We start from the raw sequence: 2,886 nt of genomic DNA, 5'->3' as shown, positions 1-2,886 counted from the left end.
ACAGAGGCGCGCATTCCTTATCATTGTCAAGATCGACCAAAACCAGCCAGGGCCACGTTTTAGCCGCATTGTTGAATCCCTGGATCTTTTGGTAAAGGAAGGCCTTGCCGGTTTTCCCATAAATCGTTCCCGGAGAACCGCCGGCCCCGACGATCAGTTTTTGCGCCACGGCCTCATCAATAATTCCCTCCACCGCCGCGTCGATGATCAAGGCTCCGTCCATGTCAGTTATTTCCGAACAGCGCCAATTGTTGTGATTTCTCCGGCCGTGTCTTGGGAATTACGACATCGGCAAGGGAGAGCCCACCTTGGAGGAGCGATGGGATGTCCTGATGCGCCGCAGCCGTGGATACAACAGTACCTTCCTTTTCCGGGATGAAAAGCAGCACCTCATCTAAACCGATTCCATCATCCCGGAGCAGATCGGGTGAATGGGTGCTGATGAGGATTTGTCTGGCTGTGCGCCGCTGAATGCGGGCGAATATTTGTGGCAACAACCGTATGATTTCGGGATGAAGGGAAAGTTCGGGTTCTTCGAGAAGCAGCGGACCGCTTCCCTCCATTACCGCCCATAAAAGACCCATAAGACGCAAGGTGCCGTCCGAGAGTTGTTCCTCGGTCTGCCACGCGCCTCGTGGTCGCCAGTGCTGAAATTTTCCCCGCAAGTGGGGCGTCCCACGGTTATCGCGTTCGAGTTCGATTTCCTGAAGCTGAGGGACGGCAACGTGAAGAGCGTTTTTTATTCGGCGCATTCGCGCATTGCGGGTCTTTTCAGGTGTCTTTGCAATCTGCTCTAGGAAATCTCCTCCAAACGGATCATCAGAACGGCCGACGGAGCGATCGGGCTCTCTCACAAGCTGAGGGACGATATGGAGGTAACGGATGGATGAAAAAAATGTTGTCAGATCGCGGAAGGGTCGATTCACGTTTACCTGCTCAAGGTAGGTCTGTGATAATCTGGCTTCGTCGTAACGGTCTTCATCATTGGGGCGGTCCAGAAGAACCTCTCCGTTGAAGGCCACTCGTTCTTTTCGAAGGATCGGACGTCGCTGTTTAGTTTGGTTGAATGTGATCTCGTATTCCCATTTTGAAGTATTACTTGGGTCTTTGAGTTCAACAGACAACCCGACATATGAGTCGCGCCGGGCAGCCAGGCAACGAAGAGCCGTGACGCCCCCGCGGCGTTCGATGGATTCTTGAAATCCTCCGCCGGGTGAAGCGAGATCTCTTAGAAACCGGAACGCGTCCAAAAAATTCGATTTCCCGGAAGCATTCGGTCCCACCAAAAAAGTGCGATCCTGGACAGCCACCTCCGCATTGGCGAAATTTTTCCAGTTCTTGAGACCTACGCGACAAAATATCAGGTTCTTGCTCATGGCTTTCCTTTCATATACATTTCATAAATGCCCAACATTACCCTCTTTATTACCCCTTTTAAAGGGTATTACCTCTTTTCCCTTTTACGCCATAGAGCACCGGGGCCTCGCCCGATACATTCGACGTCACCCTTGGCCTGGAGATTCCGAAGGACTCTGCGGATCATATCCCGGCTTACACCCGGACAGGCTCTCTCCAAATCATTAACCGAAAACTCCGCAGAAAAATCCCTCACTGCCTTTTCGATCAATTCCGTTTTAGCGCCTCGTGGAGATTTGGTCCGGCCCAAACGATCCTCAAATTCCCTGTAGGCCGTTTTCAAAATCGACAAGAGATAATTGATATATGGCCACGGGTTGTGCTTGCCCTCATGCCAGCCCTGGGAGCTTTGCTGAAGGGTTTCGTAGTATCGTTCCTTGTGCTGTTCAATAAGGCGCTCCAGGCTGATATATCGCCCGACCTCGATCCCGAGATGGTAACATTGCAGGAGCATAAGGAGCCGGGACACCCGGCCGTTGCCGTCACGAAACGGGTGGATGCACAGGAAATCCAGGTTAAAGACGGCTAAAAGGACAAGAGGCGGGATTTTGTGATCCTTAACAGCATCGTCGTACAACTCGACAAGATCCCGCATGCAGGTCGGCGCGCTTTTAGCCGGAACCGTCTTGAAGCGGACCATAGACCTGCCATCCGGAAACTTTTCTATGATGTCGCCGTCTTTTTCTTTGTATTTTCCGGCATCCCAGATTTCCCCGCGTGTCATACGGTGGAGTTGTAAAATGGTTTCTTCCGATATCGCAATTTTCTCGCCCTGCTCATGAATCCATGTCAGGGCCTGCCGGTAGCCCCGCACTTCCTCCTCGTCACGGTCCCGCAGCAGAGGCCGGCCGAAAACGATGGTGGCGATTCTGGATTGATCGACTTCCACGCCCTCGATCCGGTTTGACGAAACAGCGCTTTCAATGAGCGCGTGCTCCCGGAGAACCTTGAGACGTTGCGGCGATTGGCGGGTGAACAATTCCTGTTTTCCACGCGCCTCGCCGAGATCAGCAAGGTACCAGGAAGTGGCGGCTGGAACGGATTCGAACTCGTGGGAAAAAAGCCGAAGGGTTATCATGGCGTTTTCCTTCCATATGGCGCACTATCCTCCCTGAGCGTCATTGGTTTCGTCATGGTATTCACTTCGAGCCAGTAGTGAGCGACCCTGGTCACTTCCCGCCAGGAGAATCTGGCCGGGTCCTTGATCGGCTCCTGCATGATCGGATGGGTGGCGCCTGTCTGCGGATCAGGCAGGCAGTTAGTGACAACGTAAAGCCAATAGCAGTCTCGGCGGTCCTCGGCCACGCGCCTTTCGTTTGGTGTGAGCAGGATTGTGCCTGTGGGCGCGGCCAGACCCTTGATTTCAATCAGGCGCAGCTCCCCGGAATTCAAATCCAGACTGGTAATGTCGTAACCCAGGTTCTTTTCATGAACATCGTAAACCTGGCGGCCCTGGGCTTGCTCATGTTC

At 53.3% G+C, this 2,886-nt stretch carries 4 protein-coding genes; all 4 read right to left on the bottom strand.

Annotated features, from left to right (window positions below; translation table 11 throughout):
- Window positions 1-211 (bottom strand): hypothetical protein (locus M0Q23_09925; GenBank protein MCK9528931.1); only part of this gene is annotated, 211 nt, incomplete at its 3' end.
- Between the two features lie 13 nt (window positions 212-224).
- Window positions 225-1,376: an ATP-binding protein gene (locus M0Q23_09920; protein ID MCK9528930.1), complete on the bottom strand. Its 1,152-nt coding sequence runs from the start codon at window positions 1,374-1,376 to the stop codon at window positions 225-227.
- 68 nt (window positions 1,377-1,444) lie between these two features.
- A complete protein-coding gene (locus M0Q23_09915) occupies window positions 1,445-2,494 on the bottom strand; it encodes a Fic family protein (protein MCK9528929.1) in 1,050 nt (349 codons plus the stop codon).
- The coding region (locus M0Q23_09910; protein ID MCK9528928.1) for a DUF3883 domain-containing protein at window positions 2,491-2,886 on the bottom strand (396 nt) is incomplete at its 5' end. The genes M0Q23_09910 and M0Q23_09915, both read right to left, overlap by 4 nt.

This window comes from Syntrophales bacterium, from assembly GCA_023228425.1.
GTDB lineage: Bacteria > Desulfobacterota > Syntrophia > Syntrophales > UBA2210 > MLS-D.
This window is presented reverse-complemented; position numbering and strand designations above follow the sequence as displayed.

Bases quoted from the DNA above. Each gene is read 5' to 3' on its own strand.
- M0Q23_09920 (MCK9528930.1), bottom strand. From the start codon at position 1,376: ATGAGCAAGAACCTGATATTTTGTCGCGTAGGTCTCAAGAACTGGAAA.
- M0Q23_09915 (MCK9528929.1), bottom strand. From the start codon at position 2,494: ATGATAACCCTTCGGCTTTTTTCCCACGAGTTCGAATCCGTTCCAGCC.